The organism is Paenibacillus macerans (genome assembly GCF_050565405.1).
Lineage (GTDB): Bacteria > Bacillota > Bacilli > Paenibacillales > Paenibacillaceae > Fontibacillus > Fontibacillus macerans_B.
Window position 1 is genome coordinate 1 of sequence record NZ_JBNYYG010000065.1, and the last position, 16268, is coordinate 16268.

The 16268-nt window shown below is 56.2% G+C and carries 13 protein-coding genes; all 13 read left to right on the forward strand.

Going from position 1 to position 16268, the window contains the following annotated elements; translation table 11 throughout:
* Positions 1-108 precede the first annotated feature (108 nt).
* Positions 109-1191 carry a glycoside hydrolase family 172 protein gene (locus ACQ4N8_RS24395; RefSeq protein ID WP_430706952.1) on the forward strand — a complete coding sequence of 361 codons (1083 nt, stop codon included), beginning with the start codon at positions 109-111 and terminating at the stop codon, positions 1189-1191.
* 102 nt (positions 1192-1293) lie between these two features.
* Entirely contained in the window at positions 1294-3303 is a 2010-nt protein-coding gene (locus tag ACQ4N8_RS24400; protein ID WP_430706953.1) for a hypothetical protein, read from the forward strand.
* 51 nt (positions 3304-3354) lie between these two features.
* Positions 3355-3966: a KpsF/GutQ family sugar-phosphate isomerase gene (locus tag ACQ4N8_RS24405; protein ID WP_430706954.1), complete on the forward strand. Its 612-nt coding sequence runs from the start codon at positions 3355-3357 to the stop codon at positions 3964-3966.
* Between the two features lie 15 nt (positions 3967-3981).
* Positions 3982-4911: a ribokinase gene (rbsK, locus tag ACQ4N8_RS24410; protein WP_430706955.1), complete on the forward strand. Its 930-nt coding sequence runs from the start codon at positions 3982-3984 to the stop codon at positions 4909-4911.
* A 158-nt stretch (positions 4912-5069) separates the two neighbouring features.
* A complete protein-coding gene (locus ACQ4N8_RS24415) occupies positions 5070-6866 on the forward strand; it encodes a cache domain-containing sensor histidine kinase (RefSeq protein ID WP_430706956.1) in 1797 nt (598 codons plus the stop codon).
* A 234-nt stretch (positions 6867-7100) separates the two neighbouring features.
* Positions 7101-8687 carry a response regulator transcription factor gene (locus tag ACQ4N8_RS24420; RefSeq protein WP_430706957.1) on the forward strand — a complete coding sequence of 529 codons (1587 nt, stop codon included), beginning with the start codon at positions 7101-7103 and terminating at the stop codon, positions 8685-8687.
* Positions 8677-10002: an ABC transporter substrate-binding protein gene (locus tag ACQ4N8_RS24425; protein WP_430706958.1), complete on the forward strand. Its 1326-nt coding sequence runs from the start codon at positions 8677-8679 to the stop codon at positions 10000-10002. The genes ACQ4N8_RS24420 and ACQ4N8_RS24425 overlap by 11 nt, the downstream gene beginning before the upstream one ends.
* 89 nt (positions 10003-10091) lie before the next feature.
* Positions 10092-11408 (forward strand): ABC transporter substrate-binding protein, encoded by a 1317-nt coding sequence (locus ACQ4N8_RS24430; protein ID WP_430706959.1) that lies wholly within the window; start codon positions 10092-10094, stop codon positions 11406-11408.
* An 86-nt stretch (positions 11409-11494) separates the two neighbouring features.
* Positions 11495-12382 carry a carbohydrate ABC transporter permease gene (locus tag ACQ4N8_RS24435; protein ID WP_430706960.1) on the forward strand — a complete coding sequence of 296 codons (888 nt, stop codon included), beginning with the start codon at positions 11495-11497 and terminating at the stop codon, positions 12380-12382.
* Between the two features lie 13 nt (positions 12383-12395).
* Positions 12396-13208 carry a carbohydrate ABC transporter permease gene (locus tag ACQ4N8_RS24440; RefSeq protein ID WP_430706961.1) on the forward strand — a complete coding sequence of 271 codons (813 nt, stop codon included), beginning with the start codon at positions 12396-12398 and terminating at the stop codon, positions 13206-13208.
* A 279-nt stretch (positions 13209-13487) separates the two neighbouring features.
* Complete coding sequence (locus ACQ4N8_RS24445; RefSeq protein ID WP_430706962.1) at positions 13488-14099, forward strand: KpsF/GutQ family sugar-phosphate isomerase; 612 nt, start codon at positions 13488-13490, stop codon at positions 14097-14099.
* 15 nt (positions 14100-14114) lie between these two features.
* Positions 14115-15032 carry a ribokinase gene (rbsK, locus tag ACQ4N8_RS24450; protein WP_430706963.1) on the forward strand — a complete coding sequence of 306 codons (918 nt, stop codon included), beginning with the start codon at positions 14115-14117 and terminating at the stop codon, positions 15030-15032.
* A gap of 50 nt (positions 15033-15082) precedes the next feature.
* Positions 15083-16192 (forward strand): glycoside hydrolase family 172 protein, encoded by a 1110-nt coding sequence (locus ACQ4N8_RS24455; RefSeq protein WP_430706964.1) that lies wholly within the window; start codon positions 15083-15085, stop codon positions 16190-16192.
* Positions 16193-16268 lie beyond the last annotated feature (76 nt).

The following is a 16268-nucleotide window of genomic DNA, read 5'->3' on the forward strand; positions in this document are numbered from 1 at the left end:
GGAAGTCCCGGCTGAATTCAAGATTCGACGTCGAATAACCTTCTATGAATAGCTTCGTGATCCGAAGATGACTTTTTGAACTACCTCTAAATAAGGAGAGAGATGACTATGAACACATTTAGCGGACTGGATTTAGGATTAGGCAATTTGTTTCGGCTATCGCCCGCCAAGACGCGATCGATCAGTGCGGAGAATTTCAGCGGCGCCAAAGGCCAAGGCGGCATGGCGACCGAAGGCACGGGGGTGGAATGCGCCCGCGACCTCGGCCAAGGCTGGAAGGTATCCCCGTCGGTGAACATTGCGCCGGGACAGATGTTTACCGTCGCGGAAATCGACGGGCCGGGAGCGATTCAGCATATTTGGCTAACCTGCTTCCCGGATAGCTGGCGTCATCTGATTTTGCGGATGTATTGGGACGGGGAGAGCGAGCCAAGCGTGGAAACGCCGCTCGGCGATTTCTTCTGCAACGGCTGGTGCGAGCGCAGCAACGTCAACTCGCTGCCGGTGGCGGTCAATCCGGCGGGCGGGATGAACAGCTATTGGGTGATGCCGTTTCGCAAAAAAGCCAAGATCACGGTCGAAAACCGGATGGGCTCGGCAGTCGTCCTTTACTATCAGATCGACTACGCACTGACCGAAGTGCCGGACGATGCCGCCTATTTCCATGCCCAGTGGAGAAGAAGCAATCCGCTCGCTTGCAAGGACGTTCATGTGCTGTTGGACGGAGTCCAAGGGAAAGGCCATTACGTCGGTACCTATCTGGCCTGGCAGGTCAACAACAACGGCTGGTGGGGCGAAGGGGAAATCAAGTTTTACATGGACGGGGACAACGAATTTCCGACCATTTGCGGCACGGGCACGGAGGATTATTTCGGCGGGGCCTGGAACTTCGAGCAGCCGAAAGGGGAATACGCTCCGTATTCTACGGCTTATTTAGGGTTCCATCAGCATATCAAGCCGGACGGCTTGTACCGGAGCCAGCAGCGCTTCGGCATGTACCGCTGGCACGTCATGGACCCGATCCGGTTCGATACCGATTTGCGCGTCACGATCCAGGCGCTCGGTTGGCGTTCGGGCGGCCGGTATTTGCCGCTGCAGGACGACATCGCTTCCGTCAGCTACTGGTACCAGTCGGAGCCGCATGCGCCGTATCCGGAGCTGCCGGACAACGACGGGTTGGAAGTGATTTAATGGCTGCCGGCCGTAAATGAAACCCAAGTCAGTTACTCAAGACCGTGAGGGAGGCGTCCCTGCGGTCTTCTTGTCTACGATGGTAAAGAGGGGGGATTCGCTTTGGAACGATATTACTTTAAACCGGGTCCGGATCTGGAGGATTTCGTAGCGTCGATTCAATATGAGTCGATCGGCGGCGTAGAGCCCGAAGTGACGCATAGCGTACCGCAGGCAGGCCTGCACAAGTTTTCGCTGCGCTTTCGCCTGGATCAAGCCGTGCGGCAGGACGATTGGCAAATCTCCGTCAAACCCGCATTTCTTCCCGGATTTCATTGGGCGCCACATCTGACGCCGACGGACCGTCACATTATCGATCAGCACAGCTTTCGTTCTCCGGCGCTGATCGCGGCGAACGGCGAGCGCATGATCGCTCTGATTCCCGACTTGAATGTGATGCGGGCAGGTACGCCGGTTCGCTGGTATATGGACCAAGATGCTTCACGCAACGTGATGACCCTGGGCATGAGCCAATCCCGGGTGAGGGAACATGTCCTTTATGAAAGGGCTCCTGGAGCGACGTATGCTCCGGGGGAAGTGACGGTCGGCTTTTATCTTATGATCCATGACGCTCCCGAGGCGTTGGCCAATCTTTGGCGGCCCGTATTGCGTTTTCTGTGGGAGAATTGGGGATCCGCATGGTTTCGGGCGGGGGAACCGCTGAACGCACCGCTTTTGCCCTTCGTGCGGCATGCGTACCGCTGGGCGTTCAAAAATTGGGAGCCCCAGGTATGGCAGGAGTTTGAGCTGAACGGGATCAAGGTGGGGGCGCCGGTCTTTATCGTCAATGTGACGCAGAGCCCGAACTACCCGGGACCTGTCAATGAACGGGAGCTCCGGTCCATTTGGAATCAGGCCTGGTTCAGCTCGTTGCGCTCGGCGATGGGCGTTTACCGGTACGGGCTGCGGACGAACGATCCGGACCTGATCAGGCGAGCCAACCTGGCGAAGGAGTTGGCGCTGTCGGCCCCGCAGCTAGGCGGGATTTTTCCTTCGGTGATCGCGACGGAGATGGAGCGCCTCGAGGTTGACGGGACGACGGTCAATCGTTCAAAAGGATGGGAAACCGCGTATTGGGGCAACTCCAACCGCAATCCGGAGCATTCGGGCTCCGTACGGCATGCCCCGTACCATGTTCTGGACATGAGCTGCACCGCCTTGTGGATGCTGAGATGGTACGAAGAATTGGAACGGGATCCAAGATTGCTCGGGTATGCGGCTTCCTACGGGGATGCTTTGCTCCGGCTGCAGGACGAAAAGGGATACTTCCCCGCTTGGCTAGATTACCATACCCGGCAGCCGCTGGAGGTTTTGCGCGATTCGCCGGAAATCGCTTTATCCGTCACTTTTCTGCTCAAGCTGAGCGAGCTTACCGCAGAGGAAAGATACGCCGAATCGGCGATCCGGGCAGCGGATGTTTTGGCGAAGGAAATCGTGCCGGAAGCCCGCTGGGAGGATTTCGAAACGTATTGGTCCTGCTCGGGGTATGGCGGCAAGGATCATGTCGGCCGGAAGTATGCGCGCAACAATATGTATAAGCAGTGCAATTTCTCGATGTTTTGGGCTGCCGAGGCGTTTATGGCGTGTTACAGGCGGACGGGCGAGACTTCCTATTTGCAGGCAGGGGAAAGATGCCTGGATGAAATGCTCATGACGCAGGCATCCTGGCAGCCTCCATATATTTTCGTAAACGTGCTGGGCGGATTTGGGGTCATGAACTGCGACGGAGAATGGAATGATGCGCGTCAGAGCCTGTTTGCCGAGTTAATCGTCGAATATGGGCGCGAGCTCAGCCGAACCGAATATGTCGAAAGAGGCATCGCCGCCTTAAAATGCGCTTTCGTCATGATGTATTGTCCGGAGAACTCCAAGACCAAGGCGCAATGGGAACGGGCCCATCCGTTCTTCGGCGATAAGGACTACGGCTTCATGATGGAAAACTACGGCCACGGCGGAGAGGTTAACGATCAGGGCCTCGGCATCGGGGAGTTTACGATTTTCGACTGGGGGAACGGGGCGGCGGCGGAAAGTTATCTGCGCATGCAGGCGCATGATCCGAAACTGCAAATCTAGCGGGCCATATCTACAATCGATGTCACAGAAAGATGAAAGGAGCGGATCGTCATGATCCATGAATGGGTAAAGGAAGCGCTGCAAAACGAGGCGAACGCCCTGTTGCAGACGAGCCAAAACGTGGGAGAAGAATACGTCAAGGCCGTAGAAATGCTGAGGGATTGCTTGGGGAAGGTCGTCGTGACCGGGATCGGCAAATCGGGCCACATCGGGCAAAAAATCGCCGCATCCTTGTCCAGCACGGGCACTCCCGCTTTCTTCGTGCACTCGGCGGAGGCGGTGCACGGCGACAGCGGCATGATTGAGCAAAAGGATGTCGTGATCCTGCTGTCGAACAGCGGGGAAACGGCCGAAGTACTGAACGTGCTGAGCATCATCGAGCAAATCGGATCCAAATGCATCGCGATCACCAAAAATCCGCTATCCACGTTGGGACGCCGCTGCGATGCGGTATTATCCTACGACTACGAGCGGGAGGCCGATCACCTGGGGCTTGCCCCGACGACCAGCGCCTTGCTGCAGCTGGCCGTCGGCGATGCGCTGGCGGTGACGCTCTGCAAAGTCAAAGGGTTTACGCCGGAAGACTTTCATTTGTTCCACCCCGGGGGCAGTCTCGGAGTCCAGTTGTCCCGCGATCACGCCGAATCCAACACGAAATCGTAAAAGGAGGTTCAACCCATGGGAATTATGGTGATCGGAAGTTTCATGATGGACCTCGTCGTCGGAGCGAACCGGGCTCCCGAAGGCGGGGAGACGATTATCGGCAACAGCTTCGACCGGTTTCCTGGCGGGAAGGGGGCGAATCAGGCGGTGGCGGCCGCCCGCCTTGGCGGGAGCGTGGCGATGGCGGGCAAACTCGGCGACGATCCGTTCGGCAAGGAAATGAGGGACGTATTGCTGCGGGAGGGAATCGACGCCGGCCACGTCTTGACCGATGCGCACGCCCCGACCGGCGTCGGTTCGGTCGTGCTGGACGGAAACGGGCAGAACCGCATCATCGTCGTCCCCGGCGCGAATCTTCAGTTTACGCCGGAGGAAACGCGGCGGCTCGAGCCGATGATCCGCAGCGCGCAAATGCTGGTCATGCAGCTGGAAATGGACATTTCGGTCATCGAGCTGGCTGCCGAATTTGCGGCGGAGTACGGGGTTCCCTGCATTTTGAACCCCGCGCCTGCCAGGGAACTGAGCGATGAGCTGCTGCGAAAGGTGACCTATCTGACGCCGAACGAAAGCGAGCTTGCGCTCTTAACGGGCATTCCGGCCGATTCGGAAGAGAATGTTCGGCGCGGCGCGCAAGCCTTGGTGGACCGGGGCGTGGGCACGGTCATCGTGACGCTGGCGGAGAAAGGCGCTTTAATCGCCGGCCAAGCCGGCATGAAGGCCGTGGAAGGGTTTCCGGTCAAGCCGGTCGATACGGTCGATACGGTCGCCGCCGGAGATTCCTTCAACGGGGCGCTCGCCGTCGAGCTGTTGCGCGGCGCTTCGGCGGAAGAAGCGGTCCGGTTCGCCAATGCCGTGGGGGCGCTGACCGTTACGCGGCGCGGAGCCATTCCTTCGCTGCCGCGTCGGGACGAAGTGGAGGCTTTTCTCCGCAGCCGGATGCATTAGGAGGGGCCGGCGTTTCCGGGACCCAGCATAAATTTCCACCTGGCATGGAGGGTTTGTTTCTACGATTTCTTTTGCCTAATCGCTCAAGGAGTCGTATAATTTTATTGAACTCTGCAATCGATTCCACAATTTGGAATAGTCCTTTTGGAAGCGCTTAAATGACTGGGGGAGAAACGCCGCTGATGTGGAACAAACTGAAAAATGCCAAACTTCGGAACAAGCTGATGCTGATGCTCGCGTTATTTATTTTGACCCCTTTGGTGTTTGCCGGGTTTATTTTCTATCGGAGCTCCAGCAATTTTGCCGCCGAAAGAGCCGACCGGGAAGCGCTGCAGGCCCTTCATCTGGTGAGGAACAACGTTGACCAATTGCTGTCGGAAATCGAAAACCGCATGCTGACCGTTTACGACAACACTGCGCTAATCGAACAGTTAAGCCGAATGGACGGACGAAGTCCGCTAGGCGGCTCGTCGAACGCCGAGGACATGGTCAACCGGTTTTTGCGGGACTCGCTGCGTGGCAAGGAGGACATCGACTCGATCTATATGCTCGCCAGGAACGGGACGATGTATTTTGCCGACATCAAGGGCTCCGGCGTGTTTAAGCCGATCCTGGAGCGGCATCCCGAATGGACGCAGGCGATCGAACGGGCGTCGGGACAGATTACGTGGTTGCCGACGTACGAAATGCCTTCGAACAACTATTTCAATTATTCGACTTATTATATTCCGGCGGGCATGCTGGTCAAAGACGTTACGGATTCCCTGCAAAATATCGGGGTGCTGATGATGAACGTGAAAATATCCGCGCTGAATCGCATCGTAGAGGACGTAAGCGTCAGCCCGCACGGCGTGATCCTGATTGCGGACGCCCAGGGGAACGTCGTCTGGCACCGCAATGGCGAGGCTTACCGGATCAAGTTGGCGAATCAGCCCTTTTTCAAGGAGATGATCGCGGACGGAAGCTCGTTATCGCTACAAGACCTGGACGGGAAACCTTACCGCATCGGCATGGAGCGATCCGATTATAACGGCTGGTATTATTTTTCGCTGATTCCGCAGTCCGACGCCCTGCAGGAATCGGGTTCTCTAAAGCGGTTTTTTATTGTTACTTTATGTGTATTTGCCCTTCTGTTCGTGCTTCTGGCCTTTCTGACGACCCATTATATCACCAAGCCGATCCGTCAGATGGCGGTCGCCATGAAGCGGATCCAGAAGGACAATTTCGGCTATCGCCTGCAGGCGCAGTCGGAAGACGAGATCGGGCTGCTGCAGAGCTCCTTCAACAGCATGAGCAGCCGGATTAACGATTTGATCCAGGAAGTCAAGGTCATCTCCGAGCAGGAAAAGGAGGCGGAGGTCAAAGCGCTGCAGGCGCAGATCAACCCCCATTTCGTGTACAACACGCTGGACGCGATGAACTGGATCGCAATCGAGAAGGAACAGCCTGAAATCAGCGGCATGATCACATCGTTAAGCGACATCATGCGTTACGCGATCCGGCCCGGCGGTCCGCTGGTCACGATCGAGGAGGAGCTCAGATGGGCGAGAAACTACGCCTATTTGCAGGAGATGCGTTTTGAGGAACGATTTGAGGTAAGTTTCAACGTCGATTCGTCCATTTACGGATATAAAGTGCCCCGCTTGCTGCTGCAGCCCTACCTGGAAAACTCCATTTTGCACGGGATGGAGGAGATGGAAACGGGCGGGCGCATCGAGGTATCGATGCGCATGCAGGAGGGAGGTCGTGCGATCGTGATCACGATTCGGGACAACGGGAGCGGCATTCCGGAAGAGAGGCTGCAAATGATCCGCGACCGGATGGTGCACGGGATCGGGATGTATAACCTGAACGACCGCCTGAAACTGGAATACGGGCCGGAGTTCGGCGTGCAGGTATGCTCCGTTTACAGGGAAGGAACGACGATTACGATCGTCATTCCGGCCATTGCTTGATCGGCTAACCCTAGATAAGTTGAACTCAAGAAAAGAGGAGTTAGGCAAGAGTGCGAAATGATTCTGAAGAAACGGCAGTGGTCGCCTTTGTGAGCGGATTCCTCCTATTCTTGAATTTGCTTAATCAAAGGAATCCGAGAACAACAGCGATCGTAAGAACATTTCTCACGGCGGCCCTATTCCGTTTAATCGATAGTTCAACTTCTCTAGATCAATCAAACAGGGGGATTTGACATGTATAAAGCTTTGATTGTCGATGATGAGCCGAAGGTCCGGAACGGACTTACCAAGCTGATTCCCGTCCTGGATGCCGAATGGACGGTCGTGGGGCAGGCCAAAAACGGAAACGAAGCGCTGGAGCTGGTCCGCAAGGATATGCCCGATCTGGTCATTACGGATATCCGCATGCCGAATATGAACGGCTTGGATTTGCTGAACATTTTGCGGGAATACCCCGTTCAGGTCGTCATTTTATCCGGATACGGGTATTTCGAATACGCCAAAACCGCGATCCGGTTCGGAGCGTTCGATTATTTGCTGAAGCCGTTAAAGCCGGACGAGGTGCGCGATTTGCTCGGACGGTTGAAAAAGGAAATCCGCAAACCCGCGGAAACGGCTTCGGCCATTTCCGCGGATTTCCATTACTCCAAGCTGTGGAAAGACTGGCTGCTCGGCATCGAGGATTCGGCCGACCATACCGGCCGCTTGCGGGGGCAAATCCCGGAGGCGGCGTCCTCCTTCCGGGTGATCGCCATCGATATCGAGGATTTCGACGAGCTGGTGACCGAAGACCAATGGGGCGACCGGCAACTGGTCGTATTTGCCGTAAGGAACATCGTTTACGAAATCCTGCAAGGCCGGCAAGACTTGACCAGTCGGTTCCTCTTCGCGAACGCCACGCAAATCTATTTCCTGCTCATGAACGGACTTTGTCCAAGGAACGTTTACGAATCGATGATTTTTGAAGTGAGGAGATGGGTGCGAATTTCCATTTCCATCGGCATCGGCGGCGAGGTCCGAAACTTTGCGGAGCTGCCGTGCGCCTTCTCCCATGCCCGGGAGGCGCTTTTGAACCGCTGGATTTACGGCAGCGGCCTCGTGCATGAGCATGGCGAATGGGCTATGGGAGGCGACGGTCAAACCTCGCCTGGATATCCAAGCGAGCTTGACGAAGCGCTGGTGCTGGCTCTTCGCGAGGGGGACGCCGAGAAAGCCCGGGAGACGCTGCGCCGGTTCGTCGGAACGGTGCTGGACCGGAACGTCGGCTACTCTGTTTTTCACGGGTATTGCCTGCAGTTGTTGTCCTCCGTCGTCCGTTACGTGCACGAACAGAAGATTACCGCCCTGGTTTTCCAGGACGAACTCAAGCCTTACGAATGGTTTCAGGTCAACTTCTCGGCCGACGATTTCATCCGTTTTGTCGACGAGCTGATGGCGGGGGCGATCGCCAAAGCCGAGTGGAAGAAACAACAAAAGCATAACCGTACCCTGGAAACGGCGGTCGGCTTTATTCATCAGCACTTCATGAAGGATATTTCGCTGAATGACGTGGCCGGAAAGGCGGGGATGAGCAGCAGCTATTTCAGCTCCTTTTTCAAGCAGGAAATGGGCATGTCGTTTATCGAGTATCTGACGCAGTTCCGCATGGACAAAGCCAAAAACCTGATGATGGACCCGGAACTGAAGCTGTACAACATTTCGCAAATGGTCGGGTACCAGGACGTGAAGTACTTCTCCCGTTTGTTTAAGAAGACGGAAGGCGTGACGCCGGGGGAATACCGGCAATTTTTCTACCGGAAGGAAGAGGACGATGAGAAGTAGGGCAATTTGGCGGGTGCTGCTGCTGGCGATGGCCGCCGTGTTGTTGCTCGCTTCCTGTCAAAGCGAAAAGCCTGAGTCGGAGCAAAGCGACATGGATATATTACTGCATAATCCGGACGTCTCGCAGGCGAACCCGGACCGGGTCGTCCTGCATCTGCTGAGCTTTCATACGGGTCAGGAGTTCGAGTTCTGGAAATGGCTGGGCGAAAGGTATACGGAGCAGCATCCGGGCGTGGAAATCCAGGTCGATTTCATCTCGAGCGACGACTATTTCACCGACAGCAAGCTGTTGGCCTCGTTTGCATCGGGACATGGACCGGATATTTTTTTCGTGTCTCCGGGAACGATCAGTCGCTTTGAGAATGCCGGGATTCTGGAGCCGCTGACGGCGGGATTTACGCCGGACATCCGCCGGGATTTCGACGAAGCCTCGCTGGAGTCGGTGACGCTGAACGGGCAGATTTACGCCGTGCCGTTCGAAACGGAGCTGCTTGGGTTGTATTACAACAAAGCGTTGTTTCAGCAGCATGGGATCCAGCCCCCCTCGACCTGGGCGGAAATGGAGACGGCGGCCAAAGCATTGAAATCGCCGGGGGTCAGCGGGCTGACGATGGAAACGTTCAAAAGCGTATACCAGAATTTCGCCTGGCTCCCTTTTCTGTGGCAGACCGGCGCGGATTTGGTGTCCGCGGACGGCCGCGCTTCGGGGTTGGACGCCCCGGGGGCTGACGTCATGTTCCGCTTTTTCCGCGGCATGGTGGATCAGGGGCTGCTGAATATGCACCCTTCCCGGCCGACGACGGATATCGGCATTTTGGCCAGCGGCGAAACGGCCATGCAGGTTAGCGGCACCTGGAACATCCGCATGCTGGAAACGATCTATGCCGACGAGCCGATCGGCGTCGTACCGATGCCGGTCCCGGAAGGCGGGCAGCCGGTCACGATCGCCGGCGGTTGGAAAATCGGCGTGAACCACTTCAGCAAATACGCGGACGAAGCGACGAAGTTCGTGATGTGGGCGTTCGCCGGCGACACGGACATTCCGCTGAAATGGGTCAGCGAGGTCAAATTCGCTTATTCTCCGCGCAAATCGGTGATGGAAGCGGGCGGCGAGCTTTATCAAAAAGGGCTGCGCCGGGTGTTTACGGAGCAGATTTACGGCACGGAACGCCAGGAGCCGCAGTATCCGGCGGAAATCAGCGGGATTTTCACCGAATCCCTGCAGCGGCTTTTGTATAGCGGCGCGTTGCCCGATGAACTGGCCGGCAGCACTTACCGGCAAATTACCGACTATCTGACAGATAGCGAAAAATAATCCACCCACCGAAATTATTTCCCGTTACGAGCATGAATCCCCTGCGGCTATACTGAAGTCGACCACAAATGAAAGGGGATTCATAAGAGATGAAGAAGACTAGTTGGAAGATCGTTTTACCTGCTCTCATGGCGCTTCTGCTCCTTCTCCAGGTGGGCTGCGGCTCCGGCAATTCGAACAATCAGGCGAACAACGCCGGTTCGAACGGAGCCCAGGCCGCAAACGGAGGCGGATCGAAGGAGAAGATCAAGCTGCAGTTCTGGGATATGCACACCGAAGCCGAGCAGAAGTATTTCGAAGATTTGGTCAAAGAATACAACGCCTCGCAGACGAACGTTGAAATCGTATACTCCACTTACAATCAAGCCGATTACACCTCGACGAAACTCCCGATCGCTTTTTCCGGCGGCAATGGTCCCGACGTTTACATGATCAGCCCCGGCGACTTCATGAAATTTTCCAATTCCGGCTATCTGGCTGATTTAGCGCCTTACTTCCCGGAAGGCGTGAAAGAAGACTTCCTCCCTTCCGCGCTGGACGCGGTAACGGTGGACGGCAAAGTTTTGGCCCTCCCTTATGAAATGGAACTGATGGGCCTTTACTACAACGAAGAAATGCTGAAAAACGCCGGCGTCGAAGTGCCGAAAACGTGGGATGAACTGCTGGAAGCCGCCCGCAAGCTGACGACGGACAAAGTGGCCGGACTGGTACTGCCGCCGGACAAAGGCGCTTATTTCAACTTCAACTTCTACCCGTTCCTGTGGCAAGCCGGCGGTAAAGTGCTGGCGGACGACGGCAAAACCTCGGCATTCAACTCGCCGGAAACGGCCAAGGCGCTCGATTTCTGGGGAACGTTCTTCCAGGAGAAATTGTCGCCTTCCAAGCTGCAATACGGACCATGGGAAATCGATAACCTGGGCAAACAGACGGCGGCCATGCAAATTTGCGGCACCTGGGCGGTCAGCCGGATCGAAGAGGTGTTCGGCGATGTTCCGATCAAGCTCGCTCCGCTGCCGATTCCTGAGGGAGGCAAGGCTGTAACGACGGCCGGCGGCTGGAAATTCGCCGTGAACGCCAAGAGCAAAAACCTGGAAGAAGCGGCTAAATTCGTGATGTGGGCATTTGCCGACGCCGATACGTCCCGTCCGCTGAAATGGGCAACCGAAACGAAGTTTGCGTATCCGGCTCGCCAATCCGTCATTGATGCCGGCCAAGAGATTTACAACAAAGGACTGCGCCAAGTATTCACGAACGAAATTTACGAGACGGCCATTCCGGAACCGGTTTACAACCCGGATGTCGTTGAAGCGATCGGCGACGCGATGACGCAGGTCATGTTCGGCAACAAAACAGGCGCGGAAGCCGCCAAAGACGCCGACGCCAAAATCAACGAAGCGATGAAATAAAGAAATAAGGCTATCGGATTTGGGGGGACGAACGGGAAATCGAGTTTGCCCGCGTCCCCCGCATTCTCTTTGGAGGAGGGGTTGAAGTGATTCTAAGAAAATGGCGTACCCGAGCGTGGCAGGAAAGGATCACGGCCTACTGTTTTTTATTGCCCGATCTGCTTGGTTTGTTCATCTTTGTTTTTCTCCCGATCATCTATGCATTTTACGTCAGTCTGCATGACTGGGACGCGCTGAATCCCATGAAATTTATCGGCTTCGACAATTACGCCGCTTTATCCAAGGATAAGGATTGGTGGCATTCCGTCGGAAAAACGCTGCAATTCACGATCGTTTACGTTCCGCTCCTGTTTTGTCTTTCGCTCGGTTCGGCGGTGATGCTGAACGGGCTGAAAGGTAGAATCGTGTCGATGGCGCGGACGCTGTTCCTGATTCCGTATGCCATTACTTCCGTGATTTCCGCGATCATCGGCATGTATATGCTCGACCCGCGCAACGGGATTGTCAATGAAGTGATCAAGTTCTTCGACGGCCAGCCGCAGCAGTTCCTCGGCTCGCCTTCCCAAGCGTTGTACAGCATCGTTGCCATCCTGCTGTGGATCAACATCGGTTATAACATGATTATTTTCCTGTCCGCGATCAAGGAAATCCCCCGGGATTACTACGAAGCCGCCACGATTGACGGTGCATCGCGCTGGCATATTTTCCGGAGCATTACGTTTCCGCTGCTTAAAGAAACCAACACGTTTATTCTCGTGGTCACGACGATCGGCTCGTTCCAGGTCTTTGACCAAATCATGGTCATGACCAAAGGGGGACCGGCGAACAGCACCGAGGTAAGCGTAGTCTATATTTTCAAGCAAGGTTTTCAGTTGCTCAACATGGGATACTCGTCGGCATTGGCATTCGTCCTGTTCCTGCTGATTTTCTGCTTGTCCCTCGTACAAATCAAGCTGTTCTCCGTCAAAGATTAAGGAGGTGACCCCAGTGAGAACTTCAAAACGGACGCCGCTTGCGGTGGTTGCTATATTGCTTGGAGTCGTCATGATCTTTCCGATTTATTTGCTCGTCGTCAGCTCCCTGCGGTCGGAAGCCAACGTGCTCGATGTGACTTGGTATCCGGTCGAGCTGGCCTGGAGCAATTTTAAGGAAGCGGTTCAGACGACCCACTTGCTGCGCTCGATCGGCAACTCGCTGATCGTCAGTGTGACCGTCACCGTCGTCGCGATGATCTTCCACGCCATGTCGGGATACGCTTTGGCCCGCCTGCGTTTCCCGGGGCGAAAGTACATTTTCGCCTGGATGCTGAGCACGCTGATGGTGCCCTTTGCGGTGATTACAATCCCGCTGTATCTCATTACGAAAACCTTTGGCATGCTGGATTCCTATGCCGGACTGATCGTACCGTCGATTTTTAACGCTTACGGGATCTTCCTGTTCCGGCAATTTTACCGCGATTTCCCGAAGGAGCTGGAGGAAGCGGCTTATATCGAAGGTTTGTCGGTAGCCGGGACGTTTTTCCGGATTGCGCTGCCGCTGTCGCGTTCGATCATTATCCCGCTGACGATCGGATTTTTCGTCGCCAACTGGAACGCATATTTATGGCCGCTGATCATTACGCAAAGCGAATCGCTGTGGGTCGTGCAGCAGCAGCTTGCGAACCTGGTCGGCGGCGGCTACTACACGCCGTGGAACGTAGTGCTGGCCGCTGCGGTGATCGCCGCGCTGCCGACGCTGATCCTGTTCTTCATGGCGCAGCGGTATCTGGTCGAAGGCATCAAAATGACCGGCATCAAGTAAGGAAGTTCAAAAACCCGGCTTTTGATCACGAAGTAACACCGAAGAGGCGGATTCGGCATCGAATCTTGGACTCACCCGGGCCTTCCGCTGCTCACGTAGGTTCGCCTACGCTGCGCTGCTCAGTCCCTGGCTTCGTCCAACCTTCTCGGTGCTGAAAACCCGGATTTTTGAACCTTGATTGAAAGGGAAGTTCAAAAACCCGGCTTTTGATCACGAAGTAACACCGAAGAGGCGGATTCGGCATCGAATCTTGGACTCACTGAAAGGAGCAGTGATAATATGATCGACCAATGGGTGCGGGAGGCGCTGGAGAATGAAGCCCACGCGCTGTATCTGACCAGCCAGAATGTAAACGAAGAATATGTTAAGGCCGTCGAGCTGCTGAAAAACTGCACGGGGAAGGTGGTCGTTACGGGGATCGGCAAATCGGGCCACATCGGCAAAAAGATCGCCGCTTCCTTGTCCAGCACGGGCACGCCGGCGTTTTTCGTCCACTCCGCCGAAGCGGTACATGGCGACAGTGGCATGATCGAAAAGAAGGACGTCGTGATCCTGCTGTCCAACAGTGGTGAAACGGCCGAGGTGCTGAACGTGCTGGGCATCATCGAGAAAATCGGCTCGCCTTGCATCGCCATCACGAAAAACAATAATTCCACGCTGGGCCGCCGCTGCAACGCCGTATTGTCGTACAACTACGAACGGGAAGCCGATCATCTCGGCCTGGCACCGACGACAAGCGCGCTGCTGCAATTGGCCGTTGGCGACGCTTTGGTCGTTACGTTATGCAAAGTGAAAGGCTTTACCCAGGAGAGCTTCCACCTGTTTCACCCCGGCGGCAGCCTGGGCGACCAATTGTCCCGGAAAAACGCCGGATCGGACTCGCATTCGTAGAGGAGGGAATAAGCCATGGGCATTATGGTGATCGGCAGCTTCATGATGGATCTCGTCATCGGGACGAATCGGGCCCCCGAAGGCGGCGAAACGATCATCGGCAACAGCTTCGACCGGTTTCCGGGAGGCAAGGGAGCCAACCAGGCGGTCGCGGCCGCCCGGCTCGGCGCTTCGGTGGCAATGGCGGGGAAACTGGGCAACGATCCTTTCGGGGCGGAAATGAGAGCGGCGCTGGAGCAGGAAGGGATTGACGTCGAGCAAATTTTGACCGATGCGCAAGCGCCGACCGGCGTCGGTTCGATCGTGCTGGACCAACACGGGCAAAACCGCATTATCGTCGTTCCCGGCGCCAACCTCCAGTTTACGCCGGAAGAGACGCGGCGTCTGGAACCGCTCATCCGCAACGCGCAAATGATCGTGATGCAGCTGGAAATGGACATTTCCGTCATCGAGCAAGCGGCCGAGCTGGCCCGCAAATACGGCGTGCCGTGCATACTGAATCCGGCTCCCGCGCGGGAACTGAGCGACGAGCTGCTGCGTAAGGTGACCTATTTGACGCCAAACGAAAGCGAGCTGGCTTTGCTCACGGGCGTCCCGGCGGATTCGCCCGAGAACGTGCGCCGGGGTGCGCAAATTCTGCTGGACCGCGGGGTGGCCTACGTCATCGTCACGCTGGCGGAAAAAGGCGCCCTCATTGCCGGACGGGACGGTTTTACGAGCGTGGAAGGTTTTCCGGTAAAACCGGTCGACACGGTAGCGGCCGGCGACTCGTTTAACGGGGCTCTCGCCGTGGAGCTGCTGCGCGGCGCTTCGGTGCCCGAAGCCGTGCGGTTTGCCAACGCGGTCGGCGCATTGACGGTAACGCGGCGGGGGGCGATTCCTTCGCTGCCCCGGCGCGAAGAAGTGGAGGCTTTTCTTCACAGCAGAAATTGACGCATTTGGCCCAAGCGGCAGACAAATCACGAAAAGGCAGGGATGACAGCATGGATATCGTGCAAAATACGGCCAGCCTCTCGCGGCAGCGCCAAGGCAAAAGCAAACGGGTATCAAGCTATGATCGTTCGGGAGGCAACAAAGATTATTTCAGCATCAAACCGGGGGACAACACCGAAATTTGCCGCATGACCGGAGCGGGCTGCATCAAGCATATCTGGATGACGATGGCGACCGACGCCCCGGCGGAGGAAACGTTCCTGCCGCGCAAAATCGTGCTGCGCATGTATTGGGACAACGAGACCGAGCCCAGCGTGGAAGCGCCGATCGGCGACTTCTTCGGATTAGGCCACGGCATGACGAAAAATTACACGTCCGCGTGTCTGATGATGAGCCCGGAGGACGGCAAGGCGTTCGTCAGCTACTTCCCGATGCCGTTCGCTTCCGGCGCGAGAATCACCGTGGAAAGCGAAGCGGAACAGGTGATCAAGTTTTATTTTTACGTTGATTACGAGCAATACGAAAGCTTGCCGGCGGATGAGCTGCGTTTCCATGCCAAGTGGCACCGCGAGTGCCCGACGGAAGGGATCCCGGACCAAGGCGTGGACAACGCGTTTTTCGAATTCGGCGGCAAAAACACGACCGGGGACGGGAACTACGTCATCTTGGAGGCTCAAGGAAAGGGGCATTACGTCGGCTGCAATCTGAATATCCACAATTTGCGGTCAACAAGGGAGTGGAATTGGTACGGCGAAGGCGACGACATGATCTTCATCGACGGGGAGCCGTGGCCGCCATCGCTGCACGGGACGGGGACCGAGGATTACTTCAATACGGCCTGGTGCCCACAGCAGGAAGTTTGCACGCACTATCACGGCATCATTCTCGGGGGAGGCCCGAACTGGAGCGGAAAAATTTCCGTATACCGCTACCATATCCAGGACCCGGTGATGTTCGACGAAAGCATCAAAGTGACGATCGAGCACGGACACAACAACCATCGCAGCGACGATCTGTCTTCCACCGCCTATTGGTACCAGACGGAGCCGCATCAGGCATTCGCCCCGCTGCCGAAAGTGAAGGATCGGTTGCCGCTGCCGGACATTCTGCCGTTCGACGAGGAGTCGAACCGGAAGCAGTTCGAACACCGCAATCCGTAATAATGACGGCCGTCTGCTGGGACGGCCTTTTCTGCTGCCGGAGCATTGTCGATTGATTGAAAAGGGGAACTATTCT

Coding starts and splice junctions, on each gene's coding strand:
- ACQ4N8_RS24455 (WP_430706964.1), top strand. CDS start 15,083: ATGGATATCGTGCAAAATACGGCCAGCCTCTCGCGGCAGCGCCAAGGC.
- rbsK (WP_430706955.1), top strand. CDS start 3,982: ATGGGAATTATGGTGATCGGAAGTTTCATGATGGACCTCGTCGTCGGA.
- ACQ4N8_RS24405 (WP_430706954.1), top strand. CDS start 3,355: ATGATCCATGAATGGGTAAAGGAAGCGCTGCAAAACGAGGCGAACGCC.
- ACQ4N8_RS24420 (WP_430706957.1), top strand. CDS start 7,101: ATGTATAAAGCTTTGATTGTCGATGATGAGCCGAAGGTCCGGAACGGA.
- ACQ4N8_RS24395 (WP_430706952.1), top strand. CDS start 109: ATGAACACATTTAGCGGACTGGATTTAGGATTAGGCAATTTGTTTCGG.
- ACQ4N8_RS24425 (WP_430706958.1), top strand. CDS start 8,677: ATGAGAAGTAGGGCAATTTGGCGGGTGCTGCTGCTGGCGATGGCCGCC.
- ACQ4N8_RS24445 (WP_430706962.1), top strand. CDS start 13,488: ATGATCGACCAATGGGTGCGGGAGGCGCTGGAGAATGAAGCCCACGCG.
- rbsK (WP_430706963.1), top strand. CDS start 14,115: ATGGGCATTATGGTGATCGGCAGCTTCATGATGGATCTCGTCATCGGG.
- ACQ4N8_RS24430 (WP_430706959.1), top strand. CDS start 10,092: ATGAAGAAGACTAGTTGGAAGATCGTTTTACCTGCTCTCATGGCGCTT.
- ACQ4N8_RS24415 (WP_430706956.1), top strand. CDS start 5,070: ATGACTGGGGGAGAAACGCCGCTGATGTGGAACAAACTGAAAAATGCC.